11 protein-coding genes are annotated in these 17145 nt (G+C 52.2%); 3 read left to right on the forward strand and 8 right to left on the reverse strand.

What is annotated here, in order from left to right; all coding sequences use genetic code 11:
* Window positions 1-84: 84 nt before the first annotated feature.
* Window positions 85-1611: a hypothetical protein gene (locus tag FJM74_RS12140; RefSeq protein ID WP_187262873.1), complete on the forward strand. Its 1527-nt coding sequence runs from the start codon at window positions 85-87 to the stop codon at window positions 1609-1611.
* Window positions 1612-1696: 85 nt separating this feature from the next.
* Here the strand turns inward: FJM74_RS12140 and FJM74_RS12145 are convergent, their stop codons facing one another.
* The 7 genes from FJM74_RS12145 to asnS all read right to left on the reverse strand — a co-directional run bounded on the left by FJM74_RS12145 (window position 1697) and on the right by asnS (window position 12906).
* Window positions 1697-2218, reverse strand: coding sequence for a DUF4168 domain-containing protein (locus FJM74_RS12145; protein WP_187262874.1), 522 nt, complete (start codon window positions 2216-2218; stop codon window positions 1697-1699).
* Window positions 2219-2794: 576 nt separating this feature from the next.
* Window positions 2795-4171 carry an FAD-dependent oxidoreductase gene (locus tag FJM74_RS12150; protein ID WP_187262875.1) on the reverse strand — a complete coding sequence of 459 codons (1377 nt, stop codon included), beginning with the start codon at window positions 4169-4171 and terminating at the stop codon, window positions 2795-2797.
* Between the two features lie 199 nt (window positions 4172-4370).
* On the reverse strand, window positions 4371-4964 hold the full coding sequence (locus tag FJM74_RS12155; RefSeq protein WP_187262876.1) for an alpha-ketoglutarate-dependent dioxygenase AlkB family protein: 594 nt from the start codon (window positions 4962-4964) through the stop codon (window positions 4371-4373).
* 470 nt (window positions 4965-5434) lie between these two features.
* Window positions 5435-6331: a mechanosensitive ion channel family protein gene (locus FJM74_RS12160; protein ID WP_187262877.1), complete on the reverse strand. Its 897-nt coding sequence runs from the start codon at window positions 6329-6331 to the stop codon at window positions 5435-5437.
* Window positions 6332-6558: 227 nt separating this feature from the next.
* Window positions 6559-8745 carry a cation:proton antiporter domain-containing protein gene (locus tag FJM74_RS12165; protein WP_241739098.1) on the reverse strand — a complete coding sequence of 729 codons (2187 nt, stop codon included), beginning with the start codon at window positions 8743-8745 and terminating at the stop codon, window positions 6559-6561.
* Between the two features lie 887 nt (window positions 8746-9632).
* Window positions 9633-10910, reverse strand: a complete 1278-nt coding sequence (gene kynU, locus FJM74_RS12170) for a kynureninase (protein ID WP_187262879.1) — start codon at window positions 10908-10910, stop codon at window positions 9633-9635.
* Between the two features lie 556 nt (window positions 10911-11466).
* On the reverse strand, window positions 11467-12906 hold the full coding sequence (asnS, locus tag FJM74_RS12175) for an asparagine--tRNA ligase (protein WP_187262880.1): 1440 nt from the start codon (window positions 12904-12906) through the stop codon (window positions 11467-11469).
* Window positions 12907-13120: 214 nt separating this feature from the next.
* Here asnS and rpoN point away from each other — a divergent pair, with 214 nt between their 5' ends.
* Together rpoN and FJM74_RS12185 are read left to right on the forward strand one after the other, a co-directional pair.
* Window positions 13121-14572: an RNA polymerase factor sigma-54 gene (gene rpoN, locus FJM74_RS12180; RefSeq protein ID WP_187262881.1), complete on the forward strand. Its 1452-nt coding sequence runs from the start codon at window positions 13121-13123 to the stop codon at window positions 14570-14572.
* A 257-nt stretch (window positions 14573-14829) separates the two neighbouring features.
* Entirely contained in the window at window positions 14830-15450 is a 621-nt protein-coding gene (locus FJM74_RS12185) for a hypothetical protein (RefSeq protein WP_187262882.1), read from the forward strand.
* A 205-nt stretch (window positions 15451-15655) separates the two neighbouring features.
* On the opposite strand, the gene FJM74_RS12190 is transcribed toward FJM74_RS12185, so the two are convergent.
* On the reverse strand, window positions 15656-17035 hold the full coding sequence (locus tag FJM74_RS12190) for a T9SS type A sorting domain-containing protein (RefSeq protein WP_187262883.1): 1380 nt from the start codon (window positions 17033-17035) through the stop codon (window positions 15656-15658).
* Window positions 17036-17145: the final 110 nt, after the last annotated feature.

A 17145-nucleotide genomic window follows, 5' to 3' on the forward strand; every position in this document is an offset into this window, starting at 1 on the left:
TGGCTATTCCTTTTCCTGTAAAAACGTTATACTTTGGCTGGAATTTTGCTCGTTACACTGCTATAGTTACTTTAGATAAATCTTATGCGCAAATTCCTTTTAACCATACTCCTGCTGGCCACTTTTGCCACCCTGGCGAGTGCCCAGAAAGAGTTTGCAAACCTTGATTTGCCGCTGCGCCGCGCCGAAGACCTTGTAACGCTGGCCGATGACAGAGGAAACGTTTGCATTTACTTCTATCAGAACAACACCCTGCACTTTAACTTGCTTTCGCCAAGCGGCGAGGTGCTTGCCACACACGAAATACCCTATCGCTACAGCCAGCAACCACATGTTTTCGGCACGCGGGTAACAGAGGATGAATTTATTTTTTACAGCCGCTTCATGAATGGCCGCCGCGAATACGTGCGCCCTTTTGCCATCCACCGCGAGAGTGGCGGTTTTCGCAGCATCCAGGACCAGGAAGTGGTGAAGGGCCGCAACGAGACCTTTCTGGGCGGCTTTGCCGATAACGACCACCTCTACATGCTCTACTCCGACAACAAAAGCAACCTGATCGTGCACCGCAACAGCGACTATGTGAGCAAGCTGGAGAAGAAAACCTTTGAGGCCGTTATGCCAAAATCAAGAGACCGGCTGGACCGGGAGAAGCAGCTGATCTTTGTGCACCCCGACATGGACAACTCCGTGTACTCAGGGCACCACCGCAGCAAGATATACACCGAGGGCGATCTGGTGCATATGATCTTCGACGGGTATAACCTGAAAGGCCAGGGCTCCAAAACAACCACCGAAATCCTGACGCTGGACTGGCTGTCGGGCAAGGCGGATTACCGCACCTTGCCGGCAATTGAGCAAAGAGGCAGCGTAGCCTTTAACTCGTTTCTGTATCAGGGCAAAATTTTCAGGGTGATTATGGAGAAGGACAAACTCAACCTGACGGCCTTTGACTTTAACAGCCTGGCCCCACTGAAAGAGTACAACTACACCGCCGAGCAGGAAATCGCCATAAAGGCCACGCCTGTGTACCAGAAGGGAGCCAAAGGGCTTTTCTCAGAAGACAACAAAGTGATCGAGAAAACATCGAGGGTGATGAAAAGCCTTGCCAGCGGCATGCCAGCCATTACAGTAAGTTCGGATGCCGACAGTACCCTGCAACTCACCATCGGTTCTTACCAGATGCCATCGGGCAGCAACCGGAACCAGGACATGAGCCGCATGGTGCGCACGTCAGACCGCTACATCCAGACTTCGCGCGGGCTGATGATGCTGCCGGGCCGCTGGACGCCGGCTTATAACATCCCGAGCTATTACCTGAATTCGCCTTTTTACAGCAACTACTTTTACGACCCTTACGGGCGAGGCGGCACCATGCCGACCGGCCCCGGCACCAGCACCTACTTCAGGGCTGTGCTCGACAGCAACACCCTGAACAAAGTGGAGTCTGACGAAGAGTTAGTGATTCTGGAGGATAAGCTGGAGAAATACGAACAGGAACTGAAGCCTGAACCTGAACTCCGGACCGTGTACCGCTACGGCAACAAACTGCATTACGGCTACTACGACAGGCGCTCCAAGACTTTTAAGATTGTGGAGTTCGCTAAAAAATAACCAGGCACGTAACCTAATACGGCAGCGCCTCCCCCGGAAACCGGGGGAGGCGCTGCCGTATTATATAATTATGAAAAGTGTTGTATTACTCATCGGCTACGGCCAGCATGCTCTGGATTTTAGCCTGCACTGTAGGGTTCTCCTGGTAAGCAAGCATGATGTGCTCAAACCTCTGCATGGTCATGCCGTCCTGCTCTATAGCGCGTTGCACTTCTGCCTGTACAGTAGGCTGCAGCTCAATAATGCGTTCTGCCACTTTCGTAAAAGCAGCTTTTTCAGCCTCAGTTGCCTCCACTTCGTCCATTGTCTCTTGCTGGTAGGCCATGGCCATCTCGTTGAACTTGTTCACGTCCAGCTTCTCTTCCTCTAAAATGGTCATCATCGCTTTCTCGTTCTCCTGCTGCAGCACCATTATTCTTTCGCTGGCATCAATAAACTGCTGTAGCTCTATCTCTGTAAAAACCTGGTTAGCCTGCGCCTGATCAGTTGGTGGAGTTGGAGGAGGTGGTGGTGGAACCTGCTGCGCAAAGGCCGCATCAGATAGGCTAATAAGCCCAAGCGAGAAGGCGGCCACAATCATTCCTTTAAGTTTATGTTGTAATTTCATAAAATTAGACTCTCTTGATTTAAAAATAATAATAGAATATAATCGGGCGCATCTTTCTGAATTACCATATCTGCTATACTATTAATTGGATAAAATAGTTGTTTTGTAGCTTTTAGCTGCCTATTATGTAATTGCACTTTTTTATTTTATAACATATAGTTATAACTATATTAATAAATTTTAATTCAATTGTTTTTTAGAAGAATTATGACTTTCAGGCTGTTGTGGGATGGTGTTGATTTTATGATTTTGGAGGTAAGGGATAAAGCAGGACAAGGCGAAAAATTTTGAGGCAATCCGCAGCTTAATGTAAAATATAAAGGTGCGGGCTGCTTTACTTTGTCTATCGGATCAGGTTTTTAAGCACAATTGCCTTACGCCCACCTGAAAAGGCAAAAGAGGCCGTCAGGCATCCTGGCATGCGCCATGATGGGCACTGGTGCCCGCAGCAAGAAGAAAGCTTACTCCAGAAGCTAATTATTTGAATAAAAAAGCCCCCCATGTAGCCCAGGCCTGCTGTTGCACCTGCTGCTGACAGAGTCAAGTCTTATAAGGTGCTTTTGAAACAGGAGCCTTTTACTTTCTGAATGGCTTGAGGCGTTCTTCTTCCACGAGCAGCTTCTGCAATAGCTCCTGCACCTCCGGCTTCTGGTAATCTTCCGGCACCTGAACATGAGGCATTACGAGCGCCATGATCTCGTCCTGCTTGCGGCCGGTTTCGAGAGCGTAGGAGTAAGGCAGGTCAGAGAACGTAACCATGGAGTAGAGCGGGATCCATTTGTCGGGGTACTGCTCGTTTATGTTTGCTTCTATCTTCTTGCGGAGCAGGAAGCGCGGGTCAGCCACCTTGTCGCGCATCTCTATAAAGTTGAGCACCGCCAGGTCGGCAATGGCGTCGGCATCGGGTTTGCGCTCTTGCTCAAATGTCTCGAACAGCTTCTGCCAGTTCCCGTCAAAGTTGTCGAGCAGCTGATCCAGCACGGTAATGTCTTCGAAGCCTGCATTCATGCCCTGCCCGTAAAAAGGCACCACGGCATGTGCGGCATCTCCTATCAGCATGGCTCTGCCGTCGTAAGACCAGGGGAAGCATTTGATTGTTACCAGCGAGCCGATCGGGTTCGCGAAATACTCCTGAGCCAGGTCCGGCATCAGGGGCACGGCATCTGCAAAGTTATCCAGAAAGAACTTAAACAGGTGGTTCTGGTTTTTGATCGACTCAAATGAGAGCTCGCCCTTGTGCGGGAAAAAGAGGGTGCAGGTAAAGCTGCCATCTATGTTGGGCAGGGCAATCATCATGTAGTTGCCACGTGGCCAGATGTGCAGCGCGTTTTTCTCGAGCAGCCAGCCGCCGTCTGCCGCAGGCGGAATGGTGAGCTCTTTGTAGCCGTACTCCAGGTAGCTCTGGGAGTAGTCGTAGAGCTCCCGCTTGTGCATCTCGCCGCGCACGGCCGAGTAAGCGCCATCAGCCCCAAACAAGATGTCGGGCTTTATTTTCTCTACTTCTTCTTTTGCTTTGTTATGGAGGTGCAGCTCGTTCTTTCTCACGTCCAGATCGATGAGTTGCCGGTTAAAGTGCAGGCTGATGTTTTGCTGCTGCTCCGCCAGGTTTATAAGCGCCACATTAAGCCCTGCCCGCGAAACGGAGTAGATAAACTGGCCCTCCTTGCCATATGGCAGAAACGACAGCTTGCCCTGCTCGTCGTGCATCATGCGGCCGTGCATCGGCACCGCCACCCGGCGCACCTCCTCTTCTATGCCAATGCCGCGCAAAGCACGCCAGCCACGGTCGCTCAAGGCCAGGTTAATAGAACGCCCGCCACCTTCTGCGAACTTGCGCTGGTCGGGGCGGCGCTCATACAGGTCTATGGTATGGCCACGTTTCGCCAGGTACAAAGAAAGCAGTGAGCCAACCAGGCCGGCCCCTATAATGGCGATATTTTTTCTTTCGGTCATATGGTGATGGGCGCAAGTAGCAGGACTTAAGACGCGGATATGCTTGCCGCCTCCTCTTGTGCCTGAATTATTTAAGGTTCTCTTTCCGATTTAAGCCAGAGAAGCAGGCCTTTCTGGCTGCATAAAAGTAAAGGAAAAGCCTCTTCAGGTTGTAAAGTAAGGGCTAAATCTGACAATGACAATGCTGCCGGCAAATCCTTTACTGCACCTGCCTGAAGGTGAGGTTGATGCGTGGTTCTACGGTGGCAGCTGTTTTGGGGATGCTGTGTTGCCAGAAATGTTGAGTAGGCCCCTGCATGAGCAGGAGGCTGCCGTGCTGCAGCGTGAGGTACTGGTTCTTTAGCGCCTTGTTTGTCTTGTGCCTGAACCCAAAGCGGCGCGTGCCCCCAAAGCTGAGTGAGGCGATGCTGGGGTTCTGCCCCAGCGTTGGCTCATCGTCGGAGTGCCAGCCCATGCTGTCGGAGCCGCTGCGGTAGAAGTTTAGCAGTACGCTGTTGTAGCTGTTGCCCGTGCGCTGTTCCACAGCCTGTTTTAACTCCAGCAGGAGCGGCAACCAGGGCCTGGGTTTATTTTGGAGTCCCGAATAAGTATAGTCTTTGTCGCCGTACCAGGCGGTGAGGCGCGGCATGGGTATCTTTTTGCCAAACAGGCGCACGTGCTCCTGCTGCCAGTCTACCTGCCGCTGCAGCTGAGCAAAATAACCGTCGCTCTCTTCTTTGCTGAAGAAAGCCGGCACATAATACACGGCTGCATCGGGCAGGGGCAGCTGCTCCCACTCTTCTCCTGGCATCATTCTTCAGGCTTTTTTATTTCTTTTTTTGCCGCTCTTCGGCCCATTTCCTCATGCGGGGCGGGCATAGGCCCAGCCGCCGTGATGCATGGTGTCGCCGAAACCGATGAGCCCCTACGCGAAAGACTGGTACCCATGCGGGACACAAGAACTTCTTTAAAAGTAAAAAGTAAAGAGTTATAAGGGAAGAGCTGCAAATTTAAGATCAGTTCTGGTCATTCATTTCCAAATCTTCCCATCTTCAAATTTCAAAACTGAATAATTAGCACATCAGCACATGAACCCATTAAATTATTCTAATGAATTTGCCACTCCGGAGGCTCTGCTGCTCTTTAAAAAAGGAGATAAGGTACAGGCTTTTTTTAGAGTTAAGAATGTTTAGAGCCTGCTCTGGCCATTCATTTCCAAATTTTCTCATTTGCAGATTTTCAAATTGAACAATTAGCACATGAACCCATTAGCACATTAAATAGCTACTCCTGCCCGTCGCTCTGCACAAAGCGGGTGGTAGGGTAGGCGAACCGGATGTCGGAGGAGGCCATGAACTGGACCAGGATGTCTTCCCAGATCTTATTTTCGCTCTCGCGGCGGCCATTGAGGTTGCAGAGGTAGCGCACGGTGAGCTGTATGCCGTTTTCGCGTACTTTGGAAAAAACACGGGGCTTAAAGTCTTTGTAGAAGATAAGGTGATGCTGCGCATTCTTCCGGATTATTTCCTGTGCCCCCTCGCTGAGCTGCACGGTATGTATTGCCGCTATAGTTTCCATCAGTTCTTTTGCCTTTTGCCAGTTGCTCTCAAAGGTAAGCCGCAGCTGCACCTCGTGCCACAGAAAGGGGAAGGCATGGTTGTAGTTGATCTGCGATTTTGTGAAAACATGGCTGTTAGGGATATGCACCACCCGCCCCGTGGCCTGCTCCGAGTCTACCCATTGCCCGAGCTCGTTTAGCGTAAACTGAAAAAAGGCGATATCGATCACGTCGCCGGTATGTCCGTTTATCATAATCCTGTCGCCCACTTTAAACGGGCGCTTCCAGATCAGGAACACCCAGCCAAACATGTTCATGATCGGGTCGCGCAGGGCTACCACCAGGCCAGCAGAGAGCAGGCCCAGGTAGGTGGCGATAGACTGAAAACCATTGAACCAGATGTTGGCCAGAGCCATAATCCCCAGGCCGGTTACAATATAGTTGGTGGTCTTTTTCCATTGGTACAGCTTCCGGGAGTCGGTTTGCCGCTTAGATGCCACCCGCAACAGCAACCTGCTGATAACCCAAAGCCCTACAAGTACAAATACCGACGAGATAATGTCTTGCTGGATGGAGGGTGTAAGCCCCAGGGCCTCTTCAATAAGACGTTCCATTCTGCGCATGCATGCAATTCTTTATCTTCCTGCCACCAAAGCACTTGTGTTTTGTATTGCAAACAGAGGCCGGAAGGCGTAATTAATAAAGGGGTTTACCTTTTACTCCATCTCATCGCAGAAGTTTTCACAATCAGGCGCTGCGGAATCGCTTTTTGAGCAATATACTACTGCCTGCCTTTGCCTCATCAGCAGGAACCTTCCTGCTGATGAGGCAAAGGCAGGCAGCCGGCACCTTAAACCCGCTCCTTCTCTTTAGTTGCCTCCAGCTGCTTTATGCGCCACGGGCTGCCCACAATCCAAACCATATCCCCCTCTTCAAATACCAGTTCAGAATCAGGGTTCAGAATTCTTTCGCCGTTCTTCTCTATGCCTACAATCAGGCCTTGGGTTTTCTCCCGCACCCCCGATTCCCGGATGGTTTTGTGCAGCAGCACCGAGTCTGACGACACCATGAGCCCCTGCAGCTTCACGTTTTCTTTGTCGAGCGTGCCGGCTGCGGCGGGTTCGGCCTTTGCAAGGATGAATTCGTTAAAGGCTTCTAACTGCTCATCCGTACCAAAAATATAGACCTTGTCGCCTGGCAGGATTCTCTCGTGCCGGGTAGGTGCCATCAGGGTGCGCTCTCCCCGATCTATCACCGCCACATTTACGCCAAACTTCTCCCGGATGCCAAGCTCGCCCAAGGTTTTGCCCACAGTAGCCGACTCCGCCGGGATGTCGAAACTTGTCAGGTGCACATCCCAGGGAGTAAGGGTTTGGTGCATTTTGGCGGCTTCGCTGATCTCGCGCTCGTTGAGGTTCGACATAAACCGGTTTTCGATCTGGATATAGAAGCTCTGGATCTTTTTGGAGAAGACCGCCATCAGCCCGATTATGGCCAGCCCCACCAGTATAGCCACCTGCACCGAGAAGAAGTGGTGCAGCAAAAACCCGATAAAAAGAATGGCGATGCCGACTTTGGCAAACTCCAGCACAATAATCAGGCTTCGGTAATTTTTGTTGGCCCATATCCTGCCCTGCGCCTCTTTCTGCGGATGGTGCACCGCCAGCGCCCACAGGAAAGGAGCCATGAACAGAAGTGTGATGAAGGTGGTCAGGATATCGCCTCTGTTTCCATTTACTATATTTTCGATGACAAACGGATTCAGGTACTCGGCCGAGAGCACCACAATAGCGATAATGATAACAGAATACGCCACCAGGTTCATGGCATAAGACCGCAGCAACAGCTTCCAGTCGCTGGTGGTGTTGATGGTTTGCGCACCAGAGCTATAGGCATTAAGAGAGGCTATCCACCTTGCCGGCAACACCGATTCGATCGATTTGTAGAGCGGCTCCGACAGCCGGATCATGTAGGGCGTGGTAAAGGTAGTGATCGCAGACACGGCCACCGCCACCGGGTACAAAAAATCGCTGGTCACTTTCAGGGTAAGGCCAAGCGTGGCGATAATGAAGGAGAACTCCCCAATCTGCGAAACACTCATGCCCGACTGAATGGAAGTTTTTAGGCCCTGGCCAGCAATAAGCGCGCCCCCCGTAATACTAAGCATCTTGCCTACCAGCGTTACCACCGTAATAATGGCAATAGGCCCGGCATACGTCACGATCATGGCAGGATCTATCAAAATACCAACCGACACGAAGAATATGGCGCCGAACAGATCTTTTACTGATGCTATCAGGTGCTCTATCTTTTCTGCCTTCGTTGTCTCTGCCAGAATAGAGCCCATGATAAAAGCACCCAGTGCCGGCGAAAAACCTACCTGCGCTGCCAGTATGACCATGAGCAGGCAGAGGGCAATCGCCACGATCAGGAGGGTTTCGTCGTTCATGAGCTTGCTGGCCTTTTTGAGGAACGTCGGGATCAGGAAGATGCCTGCCAGGAACCACACAATCAGGAAGAAGGCCAGCTTAAGCACCGCTGCCAGCATTTCGGAGCCTGCAAACTGCTGGCTCACGGCCAGCGTAGAGAGCAGCACCATCAGCAGGATGGCCACCAGGTCCTCCACAATCAGCACGCCAAACACCAGCCCTGCAAACCGCTGCGACTTAACGCCCAACTCGTCAAAAGCCCTGATGATGATGGTGGTGGAGGAGATGGACAGAATGCCACCCAGGAAAATACTGTCCATCGTGGACCAGCCCATGAGCTTGCCCGCCAGGTAGCCCAGCAGCAGCATGACCACCACCTCCACCAGCGCCATAATAGAGGAGGCGCCTCCCACTTTTACCAGCTTCTTAAAGCTAAACTCCAACCCGAGGCTGAAAAGCAGGAAAATAACCCCGATCTCAGCCCATATATTAATATTTTCGACCTCGCTGATGGTAGGAAAGATCGAGACGTGAGGCCCCACGAGCAGCCCCGCCAGAATATAACCCAACACCAGCGGCTGCTTCAGCATTTTGAATAGAAGGGTCATGATGCCCGCTGCCCCGAGGATTAAGCCCAAATCTGTAACTAAGTGCGGTAAGTGTGCCATTTAATTTTATGGTTGATCTGTTTGATGACTTCGAAAGAGCACTTGGGGCAATAGGCCGCAAGTGCAAATTAATGTTCAATTATGAATACATACGGCAGAAGCGGGGCCGATGCCAGCCTGTCTGGCTAAAAGGAAGAATAAGCTTTTGGTAGTCTGGGCGGTACGGGCGATGGCAGATGCATCGAAAATGTGCCACCCCTTAATGGGTACAGCCTGACTATGAAGGCTATATAGGCGCTACTGGTCTGAAAAACAGATTATTTGAATGAAAACAGCCCTCCAGAGGCGGAAACAGCTATCAGATAACCGACTCCGTTTATAGAAATTATGGGCTGGGGCGTCATCTCACCGGCTCCTGGAACTGGTTACACCAGGCATGTGCCCCAAGTGTTACGCTAGGGAGCATTGGGCAGCATTATGGCCATTAGAGGTAATCTAAAAAAGTAGCGTATTGTCTTCAGGCTTAGCATCTCTAATAACAAAAGTAGCATTTCACCGCCCAAGAAAGAAACTCTATGGGCAAGTTGGTACAGAAAGTACGGTGGCGCGCCATCAATGTATTCGATCCGGAAGTTCATCTGCTGCCAGTTGATGTAAAATAATACCTTATGTGGCTGTGCAAAGCTTTCGTGCCGGCCAGCTCTCAGGCACAAGCCTCCACCCACCAGCGCACGAACAGAGAAACAAAATGCCAATTATTTCAATCAAAAAGCCCCTCCCACAGTTCTGCCGCCACAGCATAACCAAAGTCCCTTATTCCTGGTGGCCAAAGAAAACCGTCTTCCGCATCTTCTGCCTCTGACTTTCTGGCCCTAAGCTTTTACGCTTCATGATTTCCTGGAAAGGCAAAACCGTAACACCTCGGCGAACCGGTATACCTCTTCAAAGCTGTTGTAAAGTGGTGTTGGCGCCACCCTTATAACATCCGGCTCACGGAAATCGACAATAATGCCGGCCTGCATGAGCAGGTCGAAGAGCAGACGGGCATCCTGCCTTACCAGCAGCGACAACTGGCAACCGCGTGCCTGAGGATCGCGGGGTGTAATTACTTCGAGCCGGCTTTTGTCGGCACCGATCTCATCTATCAGAAATGCCAGGAAGCCTGTTAGCTGCTCGCTCTTTTTACGCAGATTATTCATGCCTGCCTCATCAAAAAGCTCCAGCGCGGCGCGGTGCACGGCCATGGGCAGGATCTGGGCGTTGCTCAGTTGCCAGCCTGCCGCACCAGGCATAGGTTTAAACCCCTTCTTCATCTGGAAACGCTCTTCTGCATCGTGGCCCCACCAGCCGGCAAAACGTGGCAGAGCAGCGTTGCGGGCGTGGCGCTCGTGCACAAACACCCCTGATGTGCCGCCAGGGCCGGAGTTCATGTATTTGTAGGTGCACCATACGCCAAAATCCACATGCCAGTCGTGGAGGTGCAGCAGCACGTTGCCGGCAGCATGGGCCAGATCGAACCCTACCATGGCACCTGCGGCATGGCCGGCTTTGGTAATGGCCTCCATGTCGAACAGCTGGCCGGTATAGTAATTAATGCCGCCCATCATGACCAGCGCCAGCTCCTCACTGTGTTCCGCTATACTGGCCAGTATGTCTTCGGTGCGGAGTGTGTGCTCGCCTGGGCGTGGAAACAGCTCCACCACTGCCTCCTCAGGGTTATAGCCATGGAACCTGGCCTGCGACTCCAGCGCGTACTGGTCTGATGGGAAGGCAGCCCCCTCTGTTATTATCTTGAAGCGCCTGCCCTGTGGCCGGTAAAACGACACCAGCATCAGGTGCAGGTTCACGGTCAGGCTGTTCATGACCACTACCTCCAGCGGTTTTGCTCCCACCACCCGTGCTGTTGCCTCTGTCAGCAGCTCGTGGTAGTGTAGCCAGGGTGTGTCGGTTTTAAAGTGGCCTTCTACGGCAAAGTCGGCCCAGTTCTGCATTTCATGATCTAAATAGGCCTGGGCCGATTTGGGCTGAAGGCCGAGGGAGTTGCCGCAGAAGTAAATAGCGTCCTGCTTGTTTAGTTGCGGCGCGTAAAATCGGTCTTTAAAGTGCCGGAACGGATCTTTCTGGTCCTGCTCCTTGGCAAAGGCAAGGGTATTGGAGTAGTTCATTCGGTAGCAGCCGTCGTAGTAACAGGTTGTTGGTTCAGGAGTTAGTAATACTTAATCCTGCTAATTTAGTTATTTGCTGCCGGTTTGCGGAGCGTGAAGATGTGAGAGCATGTATAAAATCCGACCAGGTGTAAGGGAAACCGGCCTCACACTTCGTTCGCCCCAACGTCCGGCTATTATGCTCAGGTTACATATTTATCCCGAATGCTTAAAGACGGTTTTTAGGCAAGTGCATCCAGGCTGGTACTGCCGGGGCGGGTTAAGTAGCAGGAAAAGGGTCTGTTTCTGAATTATTCTAATCAAAAACGCCCTCCAGCGGATTCTGCTGCTGCTCTTTTATGGTGCTGATGATAGATGTTAAATTTAAGACTTTTGTCTGAATCAGGGGGTGAGTAGGTACGCGGGAAGAGATTGTGTTTTGAGCCTGATTGGGTAATTGGTTTTACAATTGAAAAGCCTCTTCTGCCAAAAGAACTTCGAGAAAGCAAACAGCATCCTATTAGCCGATACAGAAAAAGCCGATTTGGATATCGGGCTTTTTCTGTATCGGCCGACCTTAAAACTCCGCGTTCTTTGGTGTGCGAGGGAAAGGAATCACATCGCGGATGTTGCCCATGCCTGTTACAAACTGCACCAGTCGCTCAAAGCCAAGGCCGAAGCCGGCATGCGGGCAGCCGCCGTAGCGGCGCGTGTCGAGGTACCACCACATTTCCTCTTTCGGAATGCCGATCTCGTCCATGCGCTGGGTCAGCAGTTCCAGGCGCTCCTCGCGCTGCGAGCCGCCCACAATCTCGCCGATGCCGGGGGCCAGAATGTCCATGGCGGCCACGGTTTTGCCATCGTCGTTGAGGCGCATGTAGAACGATTTTATGTCTTTGGGGTAATTGGTCACAATAACCGGTTTCTTAAAGTGCTTCTCTACCAGGTAGCGCTCGTGCTCGCTCTGCAGGTCTACGCCCCAGGCCACCTCATACTGGAATTTCTTCTTTTTATAAGCAGGCGAGTTCACCAGGATGTCGATGGCCTCGGTATAGGTGATGCGCTCAAACTGGTTGCTTACCACAAACTCCAGTTTTTCGAGCAGGCTCATCTCCTGGCGCTCCTGCTGCGGCTTGGTCTTGTCTTCTTCTGCCAGGCGTTGTGCCAGGAACTCCAGGTCTTCGCGGTTCTGCTCCATAGCGTAGCGGATCACGTAGCGGATAAACTCCTCGGCCAGGTCAGCGTTCATCTGCAGGTCGTAAAAGGCCATCTCGGGCTCGATCATCCAGAACTCGGCCAGGTGGCGGGCGGTGTTGGAATTTTCGGCACGGAAGGTAGGACCAAAGGTGTAGATGTCGCTGAAGGCCATGGCTGCCAGCTCTCCCTCCAACTGCCCCGATACGGTAAGGTTAGTGGCCTTACCGAAGAAGTCCTCTTCGTAGTTGATCTTGCCGTCATCGGTGCGGGGTAGATTGTCGAGGTCAAAGTTGGTCACATGGAACATCTCGCCGGCGCCTTCTGCGTCAGAAGCCGTGATGATGGGCGTGTGCATGTACACAAAGCCGCGTTCGTTAAAGAACTTGTGCACCGCAAAAGCCAGCGTGTTACGGACCCTGAACACCGCCCCGAACGTGTTGGTGCGGAAACGCAGGTGCGCAATTTCGCGCAGGAATTCCAGCGAGTGCGCTTTTTTCTGAAGCGGGTACGTCTCCGGATCGGCCTTGCCAAGTACCTCAATAGTCTTGGCGATCACTTCGTAAGCCTGTCCTTTGCCCTGCGAGGCTACCAGCTCGCCGGAAATGGCCACGCTCGCGCCGGTGGTCACATCTTTCAGCGTCTCCTCCGGAAACTTCTCGGCATCGGCCACAACCTGCAGGTTCTGTATGGTGGAGCCGTCGGTCACGGCGATAAAGTTCACGTATTTGTTGCCGCGCTTGGAGCGCACCCAACCTTTAAGCAGCACCTCGTTGCCTACTTCGGCACCGGTGAGCAGTTCTTTAATTTTTATGCGTTGCATCTGTATGTTAATAGCGTATGGCGATTTTTAAAACTGAAATTTATGCGGCCTCGGCCACTGTGGCCGGCTGGTCGAGGCTGCATTTGCCTGTATGCCGCCTGGCAGCTGTCTACCAGCCTTCAAAGTAACGATATTTTAACCTTTTTTGTAAATGAGAGTAAAATTATCCTAAATTTGAAGGTGTGTACCATACATCCAGATTAGTTTATACCCTATGCAGCGACTCGATTTAAGACAACTTTTATCACAGAAGCTATCGCCGCAGCAGATACAGTTCATCAAGCTGCTGCAGATTCCTACTGTAGAGTTGGAGGCGCGCATAAAAGAGGAAATGGAGATAAACCCGGCCCTGGAAGAAGGCCGCGAGGAAGGCGACACCGATACCTACGACGATGCCTCAGGCGACGACTACGAAGGAGAGGATGACTACGGCAAGGACGACGTTGATATAAAAGATTATATTAACGAAGACGAGATAAGTGGCTACAAAATGCAGGGCGACCGTGGCGGCGACGATGACGATGACCGCGAAATGCCAATTGCCGTTACCACCAGCCTTACCGATAACCTGCTCGACCAGCTGGGCTTCCTGAGCCTCGACGATAAGCAGTTTGCCATTGGCATGCAGCTGATCGGCAGCATAGACAGCGACGGCTACATACGCCGCGAGCTGAGCTCTATCGCCAACGACCTTGCTTTTTCGCAGAACATAGAGACCTCTGAGGAAGAGATAGAGCAGGTGCTGCAGATGATCCAGACCTTCGACCCGGCCGGCATTGCCGCCCGCGACCTGCCCGAGTGCCTGCTGCTACAGTTGCAGCGGCGCGAGCAGGATAGCACCACCCGCCTGGCGGAGCGCATTATCTCCGAAGCCTTCGACGAGTTCACCAAAAAGCACTACCACAAGATACAGGCAAAGTTCGGCGTGTCGGATGCGGAGCTGAAAGATGCCGTAGACCAGATCATAAAGCTGAACCCCAAGCCAGGCGGCGCCGGAGCCGGCATGACCCGAGTACAATATATAATCCCGGACTTTATACTCACCAACGAGAACGGGCAGCTGCAGCTCTCGCTCAACTCCCGCAATGCCCCGGACCTGCGCATCAGCCGCTCCTACGCCGATATGTTCGATGCCTATGAGAAATCGGATAAGAAGGACAAGAAGCTCAAGGAGACGGTGACGTTTGTGAAGCAGAAGCTCGATGCGGCCAAGTGGTTTATTGACGCCATCCGGCAGCGGCAGAACACCCTGCTGCGCACCATGGAGTCTATCATAAAATACCAGCACGACTTTTTTGTGGAGGGCGATGAAAGCCTGCTGCGCCCCATGATCCTGAAAGACATTGCCGAAGACATCGGCATGGACATCAGCACCGTGAGCCGCGTAGCCAACAGCAAAGCCGTGCAGACCGAGTTTGGGATCTACCCGCTCAAGTATTTCTTCTCCGAGGGCATTGCCACCGACTCCGGCGAGGATGCCAGCAGCCGCGAGGTAAAGCACATCCTGAAGGAGATCATCGACAAGGAAAGCAAGCGCAAGCCCTTATCGGACGAGAAGATCGAGAAAATGCTCAACGACAAAGGCTACAACATTGCCCGGCGCACCGTGGCCAAATACCGCGAGCAACTCAACATTCCGGTAGCCCGCCTCCGCAAAGAGCTGTAGTGCCTCCTTCTGAACATTCCGGAATAGGAGCAGGTAAGAAAACAAAAGGTAGATGCGGCTGGCTTAGATGTAGGTACAGCAATTAAACCTCATAAAGAAAAGTGCCTGGGTTTACAACCCGTTTGTTTAGATGCTGATGTTTCTAACGGCCGCGGCATCGCTGAAACATTTCAGGCGCTATGTTGTTACTTTGTACGTGCCTCTTGCTTTTTAACTGATCTACACACATCCAAGCTAATTCCTAATTTCAAAAAGTTGTGAGTCGTACCCTTGCCAGAGTGTTGTCGGTCGTTTTTCACCCGCTGCTGCTGCCTACTTACCTGTTTGCTTTCCTGTTTTATTACCTGCCGGCACCTGTGCTGTCGCTGCCGGTAAAAGCCCGCTGGATGGTGCTGAGCCTCATCTTTTTTACGACGTTTATTATTCCGGGGCTGGGGGCCTACACCATGGTGCGTTCTGGCCAAGTAGACTCGCTGGAGATGGAGCGGCGGGAGCAGCGCAGCCTTCCCTTGCTGTTTACCGGCGTGTGCTATGCGGTCACGGCTTACCTGCTGCACAGCGGAAATGCCTTCGACCGGCTCTTTTTCGTGATCATGGTGATACTGGCCACCTCCGTGTTTCTTACCTTTACCATATCGCTGTTCTGGAAAATAAGTGCGCATAGTGTGGGTATGGGTGGGGCTCTGGGGCTGCTGCTGGTGCTGAGCAGGCTCTCAGCAGACACTTACATGGTGCCGCCGTTGGCAGTGGCAATTTTTATTGCCGGCGCTGTGTTGTCGGCCAGGCTTTCGCTGCATGTGCACACGCCGGCGCAGGTGTATGCCGGCTTTGGGAGTGGCCTGCTGCTGGCCCTGGCAGCAGCAGGTTTGGCACTTTAAACTAGTAGGCACAGTCCCCAAAGCAAAAGCTCCTGCCAGCTATGGCAGGAGCTTTTGCTTTGGGGACTGTGCCGTTACTTAGGGCAGATTACAGGAGGGGCAGGTGTAGCAGCAACTGCCGGAAACTAATTATGCTAATCAAAAAGGCCCTCCGGAGCTTGCTGCTCCTGCTGCTGCTGGCTATATGAAAGCGCATCAGGAGCTTCTATTGTTTCACAATCTTTCTGGTGATACCGGCCTTGTTGGTGCCTGTAACGCGCACCATGTATACGCCGCTTGGCAGATGGCCCAGGTCCACAACGGTTTCGCCGCGCAGACTGGCAAGCTCCAACACTTTCTGGCCGGTAAGGTTATGGATGCTCAGGCTGGCACCCTGTACCTTGCTAAGGTCCAGTGCTATGCTGAGGTTGTCGTGTGTGGGGTTCGGGTACAGCTGCAGCGCCGAGGCTAACACTTCGTTCTCTGCAGAAGTGGTGTTAAGGTTTATAAAATCGCTGTAGACAAAGCGGGTCAGGTTCTCATATGCCTCAGTCTCTAGGTCGTAATTTTTGGCAATAAGCTCTGTAATGTTGCCGTTGGCATCGCGGGTAATCTCTGCCAGAAGGTGGAACGCCAGCATCCACTCGTTCCCGATCGCAAATTCGCTCTTCAGTTCAGAGAATGACTGCGCACCCAGATACGTCTCGCCGGTGGTGAGGGTGACAATGCTGGTCCGGGAGGCCGGCACCCAATTCTCCCCAACCATGTCCGCCTGCACGATGGTGATGGTAGAGGTGTTCTTGGCTGCGTCTTCGCTATACGTAAGGGTATACTGAGACTTTACCCACGCTTCCTCCTCCTCATCATACACTTCTTCTATATAACTTTTAACCTGCCCGTTCTCATAGTAGGTGATATCTGTTGTCCGGTCTGTAACAACCCAGGCGCCATTATCCCACTCGGAGGTAGTGCTGGTGACTGGGTTCGTGCCTGAGCCACTGAAGGTGTTCACGGTCCTGCTGCTGTTGACCCATGCTCCCGATTCATATGACTCGGTCAGCGTCTGCTCAACGCGATTGCCGGTGCCGGTCGTGTAGGTGTAGCGGGTGCCGCTCTCCAACTGCCAGCTGTTGTTTCGCCACTCTTCCTCGGTGCTCAGCTTGGGCTGTCCGCTCTGGGCATCGTACTCGTTCCGGGAACGGGTTTCGTTTACCCACGCGTTGTTCCAAGCTTGGTGAATGCTCTCCAGTTGGCGGCCCTGCGCGTCGTAAACAATGTCGATTGTTCTATCAGTTTCCTGGTTTGTGATTAAAGAGCGCTCAGTAATTGTCTGCCACAACCCCTGGTTGTTGTAGGTGTAGGTGTAGTGCACGACCGGTGTCCAGCTTGCGCCCTCCGCACTCCAGATGTACTGCGTTTCCTGCGTGGGAACCCGTATGGTAGCCAGCGCCTGACTCTTGGCGTGCTCCATGTTTTTTGCCAAAGCAGCTTGCAGGAACTTGTTTTGAAGGTTTTCTCCTGCTGTTGCCAAAGTGGGCTGTGCGGCGCAGATGGAGCCATTCAGGGTAAGGAAAGCGCTCGCCAAAGCGATTAGAACTCTTTTCATAGTAAAAAATTTAGGTTTGATTAAAATAATTTTAAACTAAACAGATGCTAAAAAAACGGCACGAACATACTGGTGGCGTTGTGGAGAGAGTAATTAAAAATATGAATTTA

The organism is Pontibacter beigongshangensis, assembly GCF_014332515.1.
GTDB classification, from domain to species: Bacteria; Bacteroidota; Bacteroidia; order Cytophagales; family Hymenobacteraceae; genus Pontibacter; species Pontibacter beigongshangensis.

Coding starts and splice junctions, on each gene's coding strand:
- FJM74_RS12190 (WP_187262883.1), bottom strand. CDS start 17,035: ATGAAAAGAGTTCTAATCGCTTTGGCGAGCGCTTTCCTTACCCTGAAT.
- FJM74_RS12145 (WP_187262874.1), bottom strand. CDS start 2,218: ATGAAATTACAACATAAACTTAAAGGAATGATTGTGGCCGCCTTCTCG.
- FJM74_RS12140 (WP_187262873.1), top strand. CDS start 85: ATGCGCAAATTCCTTTTAACCATACTCCTGCTGGCCACTTTTGCCACC.
- rpoN (WP_187262881.1), top strand. CDS start 13,121: ATGCAGCGACTCGATTTAAGACAACTTTTATCACAGAAGCTATCGCCG.
- FJM74_RS12160 (WP_187262877.1), bottom strand. CDS start 6,331: ATGCGCAGAATGGAACGTCTTATTGAAGAGGCCCTGGGGCTTACACCC.
- kynU (WP_187262879.1), bottom strand. CDS start 10,910: ATGAACTACTCCAATACCCTTGCCTTTGCCAAGGAGCAGGACCAGAAA.
- FJM74_RS12155 (WP_187262876.1), bottom strand. CDS start 4,964: ATGATGCCAGGAGAAGAGTGGGAGCAGCTGCCCCTGCCCGATGCAGCC.
- asnS (WP_187262880.1), bottom strand. CDS start 12,906: ATGCAACGCATAAAAATTAAAGAACTGCTCACCGGTGCCGAAGTAGGC.
- FJM74_RS12150 (WP_187262875.1), bottom strand. CDS start 4,171: ATGACCGAAAGAAAAAATATCGCCATTATAGGGGCCGGCCTGGTTGGC.
- FJM74_RS12165 (WP_241739098.1), bottom strand. CDS start 8,745: ATGACCCTTCTATTCAAAATGCTGAAGCAGCCGCTGGTGTTGGGTTAT.